This window comes from Streptomyces sp. NPDC005898, assembly GCF_040629635.1.
In the GTDB taxonomy this organism is placed as follows: domain Bacteria; phylum Actinomycetota; class Actinomycetes; order Streptomycetales; family Streptomycetaceae; genus Streptomyces.
Genome location: NZ_JBEXWC010000026.1, coordinates 1 through 15,358, shown reverse-complemented (window position 1 = coordinate 15,358; position 15,358 = coordinate 1). Strand labels below are relative to the sequence as shown.

Sequence of the window (15,358 nt, the reverse complement as noted above, 5' to 3'; positions counted from 1 at the left end):
CGGGGCGGCCGCCGGTGGGCGTGACCCCGCCGGACCGGCGCGGGCCGCCCCGGCCCCCGGGCGGTCAGCGGTAGTCGTCCTCGTCGAGGTCGACCACGCGGGCCTGCTCGGCCAGGTCCGCCTCGCTCGCGGCGTTCGGGTCGGCGTCCCGCAGCGAGTCGTCCCCGCTGGGAGCGAGGTCGGTGTGCTGCTCGGCGGTGTCCGCCTCCGGTGCCTCCACGCCGGCCTCGGCTCCGGTCGTGCTCTCTTCCGTCTCGAAGGTCTCGGGATCGGTCGGATCGACACTCATGTGTTGCTCTCTTCCCTCGCGGTACTGACGGCCCTTCGTGATGCGAGTGCCCTCATCGCCCGCTTTCTATGAGCGTAGGAGACACCCGGATGAGGCGCTACGCGATCCGTGTGCGGTCTGTGACGGCGAACACGTGAGTCCGGACGTGATCGTCTCGTAACATTGCCGCATGTCTTCCACCGAGCTGCCGAACCTGCTGGCCGCCACCGCCGCGCCCAAGCCCGGTGCCGTGGCGGTCGCGGAGGGCGAGCGGCTCGGCTCGATCGGCCTGCCCGGGCTCACGCTGACGGTGCGTTCCCGGCCCCCGGCCCGGGAAGGACTCCCGCCCGCGCTGTACGTGCACGGCCTCGGCGGCTCCTCGCAGAACTGGTCGGCGCTGATGCCGCTGCTGGAGGACGTCGTCGACTGCGAGGCGATCGACCTGCCCGGGTTCGGGGACTCGCCCCCGCCGGACGACGGGGACTACTCGATCACCGGGCACGCCCGCGCCGTCATCCGTTACCTCGACGCCCGCGCCCGCGGTCCCGTCCACCTCTTCGGGAACTCTCTGGGCGGCGCGATCACGACGCGCGTCGCCGCCGTGCGCCCCGACCTCGTCCGTACGCTCACCCTGCTCTCGCCCGCCCTGCCCGAGCTGCGGGTGCAGCGCACGGCAGTGCCGACGGGGCTGCTCGCCGTGCCGGGCGTCGCCACCCTCTTCATGCGGCTCACCAAGGAGTGGTCGGCCGAGCAGCGGGTGCGCGGGATGCTGGGCCTCTGTTACGGCGACCCGGCCAAGGTGACGGCGGAGGGCTTCGACGCGGCGGTGCGGGAGATGGAGCGCAGGCTGCGGCTCCCCTACTTCTGGGACGCGATGACCCGCTCGGCGCGCGGCATCGTGAACGCGTACACGCTGGGCGGCCAGCACGGCCTCTGGCGGCAGGCCGAGCGGGTCCTCGCGCCGACCCTGCTCGTCTACGGCGGGCGGGACCTCCTCGTCTCGTACCGCATGGCCCGCAAGGCCAATGCCGCGTTCCGCGACTCGCGGCTGCTCACGCTGCCCGAGGCGGGGCATCTGCCGATGATGGAGGACCCGCAGAGCGTGGCCACGGCATTCCGTGAACTGCTCGTCGAACTGGGAGAGGAGCCGAGCACCCCGGAGTCCTCCGGTGGCTCCAGTGCCTCCCGTGACTCCGGCACTCCCCGTGACTCCAGAGCCTCGCGTGACTCCCGTACGGGTTCGGGGAGCTGAGGCGGCGCGTGGGACGACACAGCCGCCGCGACCCGGCGAGCGCCTCTTCGGCCAGCATTCCTGACCACGGCAGCCCTGACCACGGCTCTCCTGATCAGGGCTCTCCTGACCACAGTGCCTCTGACCACGGCACCCCCGACGAGAGCGTCCCTGACGGCACGGGCGCCTCGAGCCCCCCGCCGGCGCGCCGCGCCCCGGCCCCGGCCCCGCAGTCGGCGCCCGGTACCGGGCGCCGCAGGCGCACCGCCTTGGACGCCGGCGAGGAGATCCCTGTGTACGGGACGCCCGCCAAGGGAACCCCCGCGCACGAGACCTCCACGCATGAGTCCGCGCGCGCGACACCGGCCCATGGGCTCCCGCGCGTCCGTGGCGGGCACCCCGAGCAGGGCGAGCCGGGCGGTGCCGAGCGCGGCATGCCGCGACCTCGGCAGGACCGCCCCACCCCGGGGCAGGACCGCCCCACCCCGGGGCAGGACCGCCCCACCCCGCGGCGGGCCCGCACCGCCCTGCGGCAGGATCGATCCGCTCCTCGGCAGGACTACATGGAGGCGTTCCCGGAGGGTGACCCCTACGCCTCCGTCACCGACTGGAGCGACGTCCCCGAGCCTCGCGGCGAGGGGGCCGTCGTGGCCGGCGGCGGCCGGAAGGGCGGGCGTGCGCGCCTGCTCACCGGGGGCGCGGCCGCCGTGACCCTTCTGCTCGCGGCGTTCCTCGCGGGCCAGGTCCGCGACGGCGCGGGCGGCTCCGACGACAGGCCGCAGGCCGCCCCCGGCGACGGCGCGCGCGACGCCGGGGACTCCGCCTCACGCTCCGACGAGCGCCCGCCGCCCGGGGGCCCCGCCGTGAAACCGGATCTGGCCCGGATGACGTACGAGCAGAAGCTCGGCGAGAGATATCCCCTGGACCCCAAGTTGCAGGCGTCCGGTGAATTCGAGGCGGTCGCCGGATTCGACAAGGCACCCGGAAAGGGGCAGCTGTTCCGGTATCGCGTCGACGTCGAAAAGGGGCTCGGTCTCGACGGCGGACTGTTCGCGCAGGCGGTGCAGAAGACCCTGAACGACGACCGGAGTTGGGCCCATGGCGGCGCCCGCACCTTCGAGCGCGTCTCGTCCGGCAAACCTGATTTCGTCATCACGCTGGCGAGCCCCGGGACGACCGCGGCCTGGTGCGCGAAATCGGGGCTCGACACGGCGCAGGACAATGTGTCGTGCGATTCCGCGGCGACGGACCGCGTGATGATCAACGGATATCGGTGGGCACAGGGCGCCAAGACCTACGGCGACGAGGTCAAGAAGACCTTCGGCAACGCCCTGCGCCCCTACCGCCAGATGCTGATCAACCACGAGGTCGGCCACCGGCTCGGCTTCGACCACACCGACTGCGCGAAGGACGGGGACCTCGCGCCCGTCATGCAGCAGCAGACCAAGTTCCTGGACCACGACGGGATCAAGTGCAAGGCCAATCCCTGGGCCTTTCCGAAGAGTTGAGGTGGCGGCGGGCGGCAGGCGCCCGCCGCTTTGACATCCGCGCTTTGACATCCGCCGGGAATTCGTTCATATTTCTGCGCATGTCGAACCGTCACGCCCCTTCGAGCGCAGCCATCGAGCTGGCGCTGCTCGGCGTGACCGCGCTCTGCGTGTCCGACGTCCACTGTTGCTGACGCCCGCCCCGGCGAGTGCGTCGCTCATTTCCGGCCGCCCCTGAGCCCTGCCTTCCCGCACGGCCCGGTGCCGCTTTTTCCCCGCACCCTCTCCGGGGTCAGCTCTGCTCCATTTCCGCTGATCAGCCGCCTTCGCGCGGCGTTTTCCCCGAGAGGTCGCCTCCGATGCGTCAATCGTCCGCCATCGCCCGCCGCGTGGCCGCGGCATCCGTCAGTCTAATCCTCGCCTCGGGCACCGCCGCCTGCGCCGGTCCGCGGGACGCCGACGCCGGCGGTGGCGCGGAGAAGACCCCCGCCAAGGGCGGCACGCTCACCGTCCTCAACAGCGCCCCACAGACCGACTTCGACCCCGCGCGGCTCTACACCTCCGGCGGCGGCAACATACCGGGCCTCGTCTTCCGCACCCTGACCACCCGCAACCGCGAGGCCGGCGCGAAGGGCGCGAAGGTCGTCCCCGACCTCGCGACGGACCTCGGCAGACCGAGCAAGAACGCCACGGTGTGGACGTACACCCTGAAGAAGGGGCTCAAGTACGAGGACGGTTCGCCGATCACCACCGCCGACGTGAAGTACGGCATCGAGCGGTCCTTCGCCGCCGAACTCAGCGGTGGCGCACCCTACTTGCGGGACTGGCTCGTCGGCGGCGACACCTACCAGGGGCCCTACAAGGACAAGAGCGGCAAGGGACTCGCGTCGATCGAGACCCCGGACGAGCGGACCATCGTCTTCCATCTGAACAAGCCCGAGGGGGAGTTCCCCTTCCTCGCCACCCAGACGCAGTTCGCACCCGTCCCCAGGAGCAAGGACAAGGGCACGAAGTACGAGGAGCACCCCCTCTCCTCGGGCCCCTACAAGGTCGTCGGGAACGAACGCGACGGGGAGCGGCTGCGGCTGGAGCGCAACCCCCACTGGTCCGCCGCGACCGACGCGGAGCGCAAGGCCTACCCGGACGCCATCGACGTACGCTCCGGGCTCGACGCGTCCGTCATCAACCAGCGGCTCGCCGCGGGCCGGGGCGCGGACGCCGCCGCCGTCACCACCGACACCAACCTCGGCCCGGCCGAACTCGCCAAGGTCAGCGGCGACAAGGACCTGGCCGCCCACGTCGGCACCGGACACTTCGGCTACACGAACTACCTCGCCTTCAACCCCAAGGTGAAGCCCTTCGACGACCCCAAGGTGCGCCAGGCCATCGCGTACGCCGTGGACCGCTCCTCGGTCGTCAACGCCGCCGGCGGCTCCTCGCTCGCCGAGCCCGCCACCACCTTCCTGCCGGACCAGAAGGCCTTCGGACACACGGAGTACGACCACTTCCCGGCGGGCGCCTCCGGCAACCCGAGGAAGGCCAGGCGGCTGCTGAAGGAAGCCGGTCACGAGAACGGCCTGACCATCCGGCTCACGCACTCCAACGCCAAGAACGACGAGACGGGCCCGGAGGTCGCGACCGCGGTACAGGACGCCCTGAAGAAGGCCGGCATCACGGTCGAACTGGACGGCCTGGAGGACAACGACTACTCCGACCGGATCCACGACGTCGACCACGAGCCCGGCCTGTTCCTCTCGGGCTGGGGCGCCGACTGGCCCTCCGGCGGCCCCTTCATCGCCCCGATCTTCGACGGACGCCAGATCGTGAAGGACGGCGCCAACTTCAACACGGGCTTCCTGGACGACAAGGCCGTCAACCACGAGATCGACGAGATCAACGAGCTGACCGACCTGGACGCCGCCGCGGCGCGCTGGGGCGCCCTCGACAAGAAGATCGGCCGCCGGGCCCTGACCGTGCCGCTCCTCCACCCGGTCTACAAGCGGCTGTACGGCAAGGACGTCCGGAACGTCGTGATCAGCGACTGGACCGGTGTCCTCGACGTCTCCCAGGTCGCGGTGAAGTCGTCATGACCGGCAAGACCGCCCTCTGGCGGCGGCTGCGCGAGCAGCCGGCCGCCCTGGCCGCGGCGGGAGTCGTCGCGCTGCTTGTGTTCGTGGCGCTCGCCGCGCCCCTCCTCACGGCCCTGGAGGGGCAGGACCCCACCACGTACCACCCCGACCTGGTCGACTCGGCGCGCGGCGGGGTGCCCATCGGCCCCTTCGGCGGGATCAGCGGCGACCACTGGCTCGGCGTCGAACCGCAGACCGGGCGCGACCTCTTCGCCCGGCTCGTCCACGGCGCACGGGTCTCCCTCGGCGTCGCGCTCGCCGCGACCGTCGTCCAGGTGACCATCGGTGTCGCGGTCGGCGTCGCCGCCGGATTCGGCGGCCACCGGCTCGACCAGGTGCTCAGCCGCGCCACCGACGTCGTCGTGGCCCTGCCGCTGACCGTCCTCGCGCTCGCGCTGATGACGGTCGTGCCGAGCGGATTCCCGCGGCCTGTGCTCGTCGCCCTGGTCATCGGCCTCCTCGCCTGGGGCAGCGTCGCCAAGGTCGTGCGCGCGCAGACGGTCACGCTCAAGGCACTCGACCACGTGGCCGCCGCACGGCTCAGCGGCTGGGGCTCCGTGCGCGTCGCCCGGCGCGAACTGCTGCCCGCCCTCGCCGCACCCGTCCTCACCTACGCCGCGCTGCTCGCCCCCGCCAACATCACCGTCGAGGCCGCGCTCTCCTTCCTCGGCGTCGGCGTGCGACCGCCGACCCCCTCGTGGGGGCAGATGCTCACGGCCGCGGACGTCTGGTACCAGGCGGCCCCGCAGTACCTGCTGCTCCCGGCGGGCGCCCTGTTCGTGACCGTGCTCGCCCTCACCGTGCTCGGGGACGGCGTGCGCACGGCGCTGGACCCGCGGGCCGCCTCCCGGCTGCGCATCGGCACCGGACGCAAGAGGGAGGAGGCCCCCGCGTGAGCGGGTCCCGGCGGCTCACCGCCTTCCTGCTGCGGCGCCTCGCCGGCGCCCTCGGCACGCTCCTCGCCCTCTCCGTGATCATCTACGCGGTGTTCTACGTCGCTCCCGGCGACGTCGCCCAGATCACCTGCGGCCCCCGCTGCTCGCCCGCGCAGGTCCACCAGGTCGCCGCGCAACTGCGCCTCGACGACCCGCTGTACGTGCGCTACGCGGACTTCCTCCAGGGCCTGTTCACCGGCCACGACTACTCCACCGGCACCGGCGTGGAGCACTGCGGCGCGCCCTGCCTCGGCGTCTCCTACCAGAGCGACCAGCAGGTCACCGCGCTGATCGCGGCCAAGCTGCCGGTCACCGCCTCGCTGGCGGTCGGCGCGATGGTGCTGTGGCTGGCCCTCGGGGTCGGCACCGGCGTCCTGTCCGTGTGGCGGCGCGGCCGACTCGGCGAGCGCGTCCTGACCGCCCTCACCCTCGCGGGCACCGCCACGCCGGTCTTCGTGGTCGGCCTGCTGCTGATGATCGTCGTCTGCGGTCAGCTCCAATGGCTGCCCTTCCCGCAGTACGTGGACTTCGGCGACGACCCGACCCAGTGGGCCTGGAACCTGCTCCTGCCCTGGCTGGCGCTCGTGCTGGTCGAGGCCGCCACATACGCCCGGGTGACCCGCTCCGCGATGCTGGAGACGCTCGCCGACGACCACGTGCGGACCTTTCGCGCGTACGGCGTCGGGGAGCGGGCGATCGTCGGCAGGCACGCCCTGCGGGGCGCGCTGGCCCCGGTCATCGCCCTGACCGCGAACGGCTTCGGGTCGCTGTTCGGCGGCGCGATGCTCACCGAGTCGCTGTTCGGGCTCCCCGGCCTCGGGCGCGAACTCGTGCAGGCGGTGAAGTCCGTCGACCTGCCGGTGGTGGTCGGCCTGGTCATGGTCACCGGCTTCTTCGTGGTGCTCGCCAATGCCGTCGCGGACGTGCTGTACGCGGTGGCCGACCGACGGGTGGTGCTGACATGAACCTCGTGCGCGTGAGGGACCTGGGCGTGGAGTTCGACTCCGGCGTACGCGCCGTGGACGGGCTCTCCTTCACCCTGGAGGCGGGCCGCGCGCTCGCCCTCGTGGGCGAGTCCGGGTCCGGCAAGTCGACCGTGGCGTCCGCGCTGCTCGGGCTGCACCGCGGCACGGGCGCGCGCGTCAAGGGATCCGTGCGGGTCGCCGGCGTCGACGTACAGGAGGCGTCGCCGGCACAGCTGCGGCGGCTGCGCGGCGGGAAGGCGGCGATGGTCTTCCAGGACCCGCTCTCCTCCCTCGACCCGTACTTCGCGGTGGGCGACCAGATCGCCGAGGTGTACCGCGTGCACACCGGCGCCTCCCGGCGGGCGGCACGCGCGCGTGCCGTGCGGGTGCTCGACCGGGTCGGCATCCCCGATCCCGTACGCCGGGCCCGCTCGCGCCCGCACGAGTTCAGCGGCGGCATGCGCCAACGCGCGCTCATCGCCATGGCGCTGGCCTGCGAACCGGAACTGCTGATCGCCGACGAGCCCACCACCGCCCTCGACGTCACCGTCCAGGCCCAGATCCTCGACCTGCTGCACGCGCTGCGGAACGAGACCGGGATGGGCCTGCTCCTGATCACCCACGACGTGGGCGTCGCGGCGGAGAGCGCCGAGGAGGTCCTGGTCGTGCGGGGCGGGCGGGAAGTGGAGCGGGGCGCGGTGCGGGACGTCCTGAGGGCGCCCCGGCGGCCGTACACCCGGGAGCTGCTGAGCGCCGTGCCACGGCTCGACGCACCGCCGAAACCCCCCTCGCCCCGCACGAGCGGGGAAGTGGTGCTCGAAGCGGTGGGCCTGCGCCGGGAGTTCGGCCACGGGAAGCGCGCCGTCACCGCCGTCGACGACGTCACGCTCAGCGTCCGCCGCGGGGAGACCCTCGGCGTCGTGGGCGAGAGCGGCAGCGGCAAGACCACGCTCGGGCGCATGCTCGTGGGCCTCCTGGAGCCGAGCGCGGGGAAGCTGCGCCACGAAGGCGTGGAGCGGCCCGGCGGCCGCGTGGACCCCGCCGTGCAGATGGTGTTCCAGGACCCCGTCGCCTCGCTCAACCCCCGCCGCTCGATCGGCGAGTCCGTCGCCGACCCGCTGCGTGCCAGGGGCGCGAGCGACACCTTCGTACGGGGGCGCGTGCGGGAGCTCTTGGAGCGCGTGGGGCTCGAACCGGCGCACTACGACCGCTATCCGCACCAGTTCAGTGGCGGTCAGCGCCAGCGCGTCGGCATCGCGCGGGCGCTCGCCGCCGAACCGCGCCTCATCGTGTGCGACGAACCGGTGTCCGCGCTCGACGTGACGACCCAGGCCCAGATCACTGCTCTCCTCGCGGAACTGCAGCGGGACCTCGGCCTGGCGCTGGTCTTCATCGCGCACGATCTCGCGGTCGTACGCCAGGTCAGCGACCGGGTCGCCGTGCTCAGGCGCGGCCGGCTCGTCGAGTACGGGCCCGTCGACGAGGTCTACGGCTCACCGCGCGACCCGTACACCAGGCAGCTGCTCACCGCCGTGCCCTCGCTCGATCCGGAGACGGTCGCGCTGCGGCGCGGGGCCCGCACGGAGCCGGCCGCCGCCTGACGGTCCGCGGTGGAACGGGCCCTTCCTGCCGCCATAGCGCGACAGAACGCCACCGGCACGGGAAAGTTACGGCCGTTCACCCCTTTTGGTGGCGCGATGGACAACCGTCCGTCGCGCCACCGGCAGGACCGCATACGTTCTTCCCGCTGCGGGCCGCCGACTCAACGGCGGCTCCCCAAACGGGAGATCGGGGGTGCGCTCGTGCGCGTTGCACTGCTTACGGAGGGTGGCTATCCGTATGTGAGTGGTGAGGGCCGGCTCTGGTGCGACCGGCTCGTGCGCGGGCTCGGGCAGCACGAGTTCGACCTCTACGCGCTCGGCCGCGACGCCCGCCAGGAGGCCTCGGGCCGCCTCGACCTCCCGCCGCACGTCACCCGGGTGCGCACGGCGTCGCTGTGGACCACCGACGACGCGGCCCTCCAGGGCGCGGGCCCGCGCGGCGGCCGGGGACGACGGGCACGGCACCGGTTCGCGGAGTGCTTCGCGGAGCTCGCCGACGTGGTCTGCCGGGGCGGAGCCGGCGGCGCGCCGCGCCCGGACCCGGCGCACGGGGCCGACTCCGACGATGTGGCGGACCGTTTCGCCAGCGCGCTGTACGGCCTCGCCGACCTCGCCCGCGAAGAGGGCGGCCTGGTCGGCGCCCTGCGCTCGGAAGCCGCCGTGCGCGCGCTGGAAAGCGCCTGCCGCGCGCCCGGTGCACTGCCCGCCGCCCGCACCGCGCGCGTCGCCGACCTGCTCGTCGCCGCCGGCCTGATGGAGCGGGCGCTGCGCCCGCTCTCCCTCGACTGGTACGGGGACGACGCCCTCGGCGCCGCCGACCTGTGCCACGCCACCTCCGGCGGACCCGCGGCGCTGCCCGGCCTGCTCGCCCGGCACTTCGCGGGCGTGCCGCTGCTCGTGACCGAGTACGGCGTGCGGCTGCGCGCGCACCACCTCGCCGCGGGCCGCATGGACCTGAGTGCGCCGGTCCGGGCGCTGCTCGCCGCCTTCCACGCCCGCCTCGCCGCCGAGGTGTACGACCGGGCCGTCCTGATCACCCCCGGCGACGCCCACGCCCGCCGCTGGCAGGAGCGCTGCGGCGCCGACCGGGCCAAGCTGCGCACGGTCCATCCCGGCATGGACTGCGACGACTTCCGCGAGACCGGCGAGCGGGGCCAGGACACCGCCGACCCCTACACCCTCCTGTGGGTCGGCCGCGTCGAGCCCGCCAAGGACCTGGTCTCCCTGCTGCACGCCTTCGCCGAGGTGCGCGGCCGGGAGCCGAGGGCCCGGCTGCGGATCGTCGGGGCACCCGCCGAGGAGCCCGGGGCCGCGGAGTATCTCGCGCACTGCCGGGCGCTCGCCGCGCAGCTCTTCCCCGACGAGGCACAGGATGCGCACGCCGTCGACGACAACCCCGTCTCGTTCGAGGAGATCGGCGGTCCCGAGGCACCGGAGCCGGCCGGCGTCTACGCCACGGGCGCCGTCGTGGTCCTCTCCAGCGTTGTCGAAGGCTTTCCGGCCGCCCTGGTGGAGGCCATGTTCTGCGGGCGCGCGACCGTCTCGACGGACGTCGGCGCGGTGGTGGAGGTGATCGGCGGCACGGGGCTCGTCGTGCCGCCGCGCAATCCGCAGGCGCTCGCCGAGGCGTGCGGGGCGCTCCTGCGTGACCCCGAGCGCTGTGCGCGCCTGGGGGCGGCCGCGCGGGCGCGAGCGCTCGAACTCTTCACCGTCGAGCAGAACGTCGCGGCTTTCCGCGACATCTACCTGGAGATCGTCTCGCACTGCCCGGTGCGCCGGGACGCCGTGGACGCGGCGGGCGGACCGCTGCCGTTCGCGACCCCGGCCGAGGCGTACGTGCCGGGCCGCTGGGCGGTCGCGGTGGGCCCCGCGCCGGCCGAGGAGAGCGGCGACGCGCCCAGCTGGGCCGCGCGCGAAACGCATGGCCGGGAGCAGCTGAAGGGGGCCGCCGTATGACACGGCGGGACGGCGTGCGGGCGGCGGACGCGCCGAGGGCGGCCGAAGGGGAGGGCACTTGCTCTGCGGGGCGGTCGGTTCTCGGCGCCGCCTTCAGATTGGGCGGGGACTCTCTTCCCGGGGAGGACGTCGGCGTCGCCGGGAGCGTGGGGGACGCGGGCGGGGGGCGCGCGGGGTGCGTGGGTGCGGGGTTTGTGGGCGGCGCGGGTGCGGGCGCGGGGCGTGCGGGTGACGTTGAGGGAGGTCGCGCAGACGGTGCAGGCGACACCGGCGGGGGGCGCGCGGACGGCGTGGGCGCCGGGCGCGTGGACGTAGGGCGTGCGCGCGTCGGTGGGGGAGGGCGCGTGGGTGCCGTCGGTGGGGACGCCCGCGCGGACGGCGTGGGTGACGCGGGCGGAGGGTGCGCGGACGGCGTTGGTGGGGGTCCGGGCGGGCCAGGGCGGGCCTCTTGGGCCGGGGCAGCGCGCCGGGGGAGCGCCGATCCCGTGAAGGCCCTGATGCACCGGCATCGCGAGCTGTGCGCGCGGGCCGTCGACCCGCTGGAGATCGCGGCCGGCCTGGAGGCGCACGGCGTGACCGACCGGGCGGCCGCGCGTTACCGGCACCGGGATGTGTTCGCCCTGGCCGAGGAGATGTACGCGCGCGTGCCCCGCGACGACGAATGCCGTGCCCCCGAGGGCGTGGGACCCGCCGTGCCCGAAGGGCCGCCGGGCCGGGCCCTGTTCGCCCTGGCGCCCGGCGCGGTGGGCCTGGTGGCGGTGGCCGGGACCGGCCTGACCAGCGCGGGCACCCGGCTCGCCGTGGCGCTCGCCGGCACCCTCGCCATAGCCCTCGCGCTGTGGATCGCCCTGCGCGAGGGCCCCCTGCGCGCCCCCGCCCGCGCCCGCCTGACGCCCGCCGCACGCGCGTGGGTGTGCTGGCTCCTCGCGTACGCGCTTCTGGGCGACGCCCTGCTGAGCAGTGCCGTCACCGGCGGTCCCGACGGGCCGGACGACCTCTGGCGGCCCGCCACTGCCGGGCTCCTCGGCCTCGCCCTCGCCGTCGCCCCCGCGACCTGGTGCGCCCGGCTCTTCGCCGTCCGCGCCCAGGGGCGGCTGCGGACCAGCCGGGGGCTCGACGACTTCACCGCCTCCGCACGGCCGTTGCTGCTCGGCGTCCTCACGCTGTTCCTCGCCGCGCTCACGGTGTCCCTCTGGGCGTCGCTCGCCGCGACGAACGCCCTGCTCGACACCTCCGACACCGGCGCGTCCCTCGCCGGGGCCGGCGCGCTCGGCGCCCTGCTGCTGCTCGCACGGCTGCTCGGCGTGTACGGCTCCGTACGGGCGCCCGCCCTGCTCCTGGGCGCCGCCGGCGCCGGTGAAGCCACAGCCTCGGCCCTCGTGTTCGCCGGCCGCCTGCCGGGCTGCGACGCGGTGGCGGCACCCGTCACGGCGGCCGTCGACACCTGGGGCCCCGGCGCCGTCCCCGCCGCCGTGTGCGGGGCCGCCGCCCTCGCCCTCCTGAGCCACGCGCTCAGGACCTTGACCCTGGCCTCGGCCCACGCCGGTCCCACCCAGGCCCACCCCGTCCCCGGCGACGCGATGTGAGCCGCCGGCCACCGACCGGCCAGACCACTCTCCCGCGGGGCCGACACCGCGGGCCTCATCCCGTGACCCATGGCACCATCCCTAAGGAGAAAGACAGATGACCACCGGTAGTCGACTCCGCGTCCGCGCGGCCACCCCGGGAGGCGCCCGATGAGGGTGCTGCTGATCGGAGCCAACGGATACCTCGGCCGGTTCGTCGCCGACCGGCTGCTCGCCGACCCCGCGGTGCAGCTCACCGCCCTCGGCCGCGGCGACGACTCTGACGTACGGTTCGACCTCGCCAGCGGCAGCCCCGGAGCGCTCACCCGCTTCCTGGACGCCGTGCACCCGGGCGTCGTCGTCAACTGCGCCGGCGCCACCCGCGGCGGCGCCCGCGAGCTGACGCGGCACAACACCGTCGCCGTCGCCACCGTCTGCGAGGCCCTGCGCCGCAGCGGCTGCGGCGCGCGGCTGGTCCAGCTGGGCTGCGGCGCCGAGTACGGGCCCAGCCAGCCGGGCTCCTCGACCGCCGAGGACGCCGTGCCGAGGCCCGGCGGCCCCTACGGCGTCAGCAAGCTGGCGGCGACCGAACTGGTCCTCGGCTCCGGGCTCGACGCCGTCGTCCTGCGGGTGTTCTCGCCCGCCGGGCCCGGCACGCCCGCGGGCTCGCCGCTCGGGCGGCTCGCCGAGGCCATGAGGCGCGCCATGCAGGCGGGGGACGGCGAGCTGAAGCTCGGGGGCCTCGGTGTGCAGCGGGACTTCGTCGACGTACGCGACGTGGCACGCGCCGTGCACGCCGCCTCCCTCTCCGCCGCCCAGGGCGTGGTGAACATCGGCTCGGGCCGTGCCGTGCGCCTGCGGGACGCGGCCGCCGTGCTCGCCCGCGTCGCCGGATACGGCGGCGCCCTGCACGAACTCGACCAGGTGCCCGTCCGCGGCGTCATCGGCCACCCCCGCGCGGAGGGGGAGCACGGGCCCCCGGCCGCGTACCCCTACCCGGACGGCTGCGGCAGCTGGCAGCAGGCCGATGTGCGCACCGCCCGCGACCGGCTCGGCTGGCGGCCGCGGATCAACCTGGAGGAGTCGCTCGCCGACATCTGGATGGAGGCCGCGTGTCGCATCTGACCAGGCCCACCAGGGGCTCCGCGAGCACCGGCGTACGGGTCGGCCTCGGCGTCCCCGGCTTCGCCCACCCGCTCCTCGCACCCGCCGAATGGGCCGAACTCACCCGCCCGGGCACCCCCTTGAAGTGGGTCGTCCTGAACGTCGCGAACGGCCCGGGCGAGCGGCCCGATCCACACTGTCTGGAAGCGGCGGGACGGCTGCGGAACGCCGGTGTCCGCGTGCTCGGCCAGCTCGACGCGCGCTACGGCGCACGCCCCTTCGGGGAGCTGGTCCGCGACGCGCACCGCTACGTCGACTGGTACCAGGTCGACGGCTACTTTCTGGACCGCTGTCCCACGGAGCGGACCGCGCTCCCCGAGGTGCGCGGGACCGCCGCCACACTGCGCACGCTCGTCGGCGACGCCCACCTCGTGCTCGGTCACGGGACGCACCCGGATCCCGGATACGCCGAGGTGGGCGACCAGTTGGTGACCTTCGCCGGCCCCTGGAGCGATTACCGCTGGTCGCAGGTGGCCGAGTGGACCGCCGAGCATCCACCGGAGCGCTTCTGCCACTTCGTGCACGGCGTGCCGCGCGGGCACCTGGAGGAGGCGCTGCGCATCGCCCGCTGGCAGGGCGCCTCCACGCTCTACTTCACCGACCGGGTGGAGGGGGCGGGCGCGGGGGCTCCCTGGGAGTCCATGCCCGCGTACTGGGACGAAATTGTCTCGCGTATCGGAACGGGTGTCTCGGAATGAAGAAGGGCGTGGCAGTGTTACGGAGAGAACAACCGTACGTAGGAACCGACCAACGGAGTCCCCGTGTCGCTGCCACCCCTGGTCGAGCCCGCCTCTGAGCTCACCGTCGACGAGGTCCGCCGGTACTCCCGCCACCTGATCATCCCCGATGTCGGGATGGACGGGCAGAAGCGGCTGAAGAACGCCAAGGTGCTGTGCGTCGGCGCCGGCGGCCTCGGCTCCCCGGCGCTGATGTACCTCGCCGCGGCCGGTGTCGGCACGCTCGGCATCGTGGAGTTCGACGAGGTCGACGAGTCCAACCTCCAGCGGCAGATCATCCACAGCCAGGCGGACATCGGCCGCTCGAAGGCGCAGTCCGCGAAGGACTCGGTCCTCGGCATCAACCCGTACGTGAACGTGATCCTCCACGAAGAGCGGCTCGAGGCCGACAACGTGATGGACATCTTCGCCCAGTACGACCTGATCGTCGACGGCACCGACAACTTCGCCACCCGTTACCTGGTCAACGACGCGTGCGTGCTCCTGAACAAGCCGTACGTGTGGGGTTCGATCTACCGCTTCGACGGCCAGGCCTCGGTCTTCTGGTCCGAGCACGGCCCGTGCTACCGCTGCCTGTACCCGGAGCCGCCGCCGCCCGGCATGGTCCCCTCCTGCGCCGAGGGCGGGGTGCTCGGCGTGCTGTGCGCGTCGATCGGCTCCATCCAGGTCACCGAGGCGATCAAGGTCCTCACGGGCACGGGCGAGCCGCTGGTCGGCCGCCTGATGATCTATGACGCCCTGGAGATGCAGTACCGCCAGGTCAAGGTCCGCAAGGACCCCGACTGCGCGGTCTGCGGCGAGAACCCCACCGTCACCGAGCTGATCGACTACGAGGCCTTCTGCGGCGTCGTGTCCGAGGAGGCCCAGGAGGCGGCAGCAGGCTCGACGATCACTCCCAAGCAGCTCAAGGAGTGGATCGACGAGGGCGAGAACATCGAGATCATCGATGTCCGGGAGGTCAACGAGTACGAGATCGTCTCGATCCCCGGCGCCAAGCTGATCCCCAAGAACGAGTTCCTCATGGGCACCGCCCTGGAGAGCCTCCCGCAGGACAAGAAGATCGTCCTGCACTGCAAGACGGGTGTCCGCAGTGCGGAAGTCCTCGCCGTCCTGAAGTCGGCGGGCTTCTCCGACGCGGTCCACGTGGGCGGCGGCGTGATCGGCTGGGTCCACCAGATCGAGCCCGAGAAGCCGGTCTACTAGGCACAGCGCCCTAGGGCGTGTTGTGAAAGTAGCGTCGTCCGCCCGCAGGGCGGGCCTGGCGGCGTCTGGTGCGTGCGCTCGCAAGGCGGAGGGTCGCCCCGATACTGGTGGTATCGG

General features: G+C 73.7%; 13 protein-coding genes. 12 read left to right on the top strand and 1 reads right to left on the bottom strand.

All coding sequences use genetic code 11. The annotated features are described in order from the left end of the window. Positions 1 to 64: 64 nt before the first annotated feature. Positions 65 to 289, bottom strand: coding sequence for a hypothetical protein (locus ABZ385_RS27560; protein WP_358590207.1), 225 nt, complete (start codon positions 287 to 289; stop codon positions 65 to 67). Between the two features lie 169 nt (positions 290 to 458). Between ABZ385_RS27560 and ABZ385_RS27555 the strand changes: the two genes are divergently transcribed. From ABZ385_RS27555 to moeZ, 12 genes are all read left to right on the top strand, one after another. Beyond that, complete coding sequence (locus ABZ385_RS27555; protein WP_358590209.1) at positions 459 to 1,520, top strand: alpha/beta hydrolase; 1,062 nt, start codon at positions 459 to 461, stop codon at positions 1,518 to 1,520. Positions 1,521 to 1,792: 272 nt separating this feature from the next. Then, entirely contained in the window at positions 1,793 to 3,007 is a 1,215-nt protein-coding gene (locus tag ABZ385_RS27550; protein WP_358913650.1) for a DUF3152 domain-containing protein, read from the top strand. 80 nt (positions 3,008 to 3,087) lie between these two features. Continuing rightward, complete coding sequence (locus tag ABZ385_RS27545; RefSeq protein WP_358589930.1) at positions 3,088 to 3,180, top strand: Ms4533A family Cys-rich leader peptide; 93 nt, start codon at positions 3,088 to 3,090, stop codon at positions 3,178 to 3,180. 165 nt (positions 3,181 to 3,345) lie between these two features. Beyond that, complete coding sequence (locus ABZ385_RS27540; protein WP_358913649.1) at positions 3,346 to 5,076, top strand: ABC transporter substrate-binding protein; 1,731 nt, start codon at positions 3,346 to 3,348, stop codon at positions 5,074 to 5,076. Further along, complete coding sequence (locus tag ABZ385_RS27535) at positions 5,073 to 6,011, top strand: ABC transporter permease (protein WP_358913648.1); 939 nt, start codon at positions 5,073 to 5,075, stop codon at positions 6,009 to 6,011. The genes ABZ385_RS27540 and ABZ385_RS27535 overlap by 4 nt, the downstream gene beginning before the upstream one ends. Beyond that, positions 6,008 to 7,015 carry an ABC transporter permease gene (locus ABZ385_RS27530; RefSeq protein ID WP_358913647.1) on the top strand — a complete coding sequence of 336 codons (1,008 nt, stop codon included), beginning with the start codon at positions 6,008 to 6,010 and terminating at the stop codon, positions 7,013 to 7,015. Before ABZ385_RS27535 ends, ABZ385_RS27530 begins: the two co-directional genes overlap by 4 nt. Then, entirely contained in the window at positions 7,012 to 8,616 is a 1,605-nt protein-coding gene (locus tag ABZ385_RS27525) for an ABC transporter ATP-binding protein (protein WP_358913646.1), read from the top strand. Before ABZ385_RS27530 ends, ABZ385_RS27525 begins: the two co-directional genes overlap by 4 nt. A 201-nt stretch (positions 8,617 to 8,817) precedes the next feature. Continuing rightward, the gene (locus tag ABZ385_RS27520) at positions 8,818 to 10,572 is read left to right on the top strand and encodes a DUF3492 domain-containing protein (protein ID WP_358913645.1); all 1,755 of its coding nucleotides are present in this window, start codon (positions 8,818 to 8,820) and stop codon (positions 10,570 to 10,572) included. Positions 10,573 to 11,057: 485 nt separating this feature from the next. Continuing rightward, positions 11,058 to 12,158: a hypothetical protein gene (locus ABZ385_RS27515; protein WP_358913644.1), complete on the top strand. Its 1,101-nt coding sequence runs from the start codon at positions 11,058 to 11,060 to the stop codon at positions 12,156 to 12,158. 150 nt (positions 12,159 to 12,308) lie between these two features. Then, on the top strand, positions 12,309 to 13,262 hold the full coding sequence (locus ABZ385_RS27510; protein ID WP_358913643.1) for an NAD-dependent epimerase/dehydratase family protein: 954 nt from the start codon (positions 12,309 to 12,311) through the stop codon (positions 13,260 to 13,262). Beyond that, positions 13,250 to 13,999 (top strand): spherulation-specific family 4 protein, encoded by a 750-nt coding sequence (locus ABZ385_RS27505; RefSeq protein WP_358913642.1) that lies wholly within the window; start codon positions 13,250 to 13,252, stop codon positions 13,997 to 13,999. The genes ABZ385_RS27510 and ABZ385_RS27505 overlap by 13 nt, the downstream gene beginning before the upstream one ends. Before the next feature lie 63 nt (positions 14,000 to 14,062). After that, the gene (gene moeZ / locus ABZ385_RS27500; RefSeq protein WP_358583245.1) at positions 14,063 to 15,241 is read left to right on the top strand and encodes an adenylyltransferase/sulfurtransferase MoeZ; all 1,179 of its coding nucleotides are present in this window, start codon (positions 14,063 to 14,065) and stop codon (positions 15,239 to 15,241) included. Positions 15,242 to 15,358 lie beyond the last annotated feature (117 nt).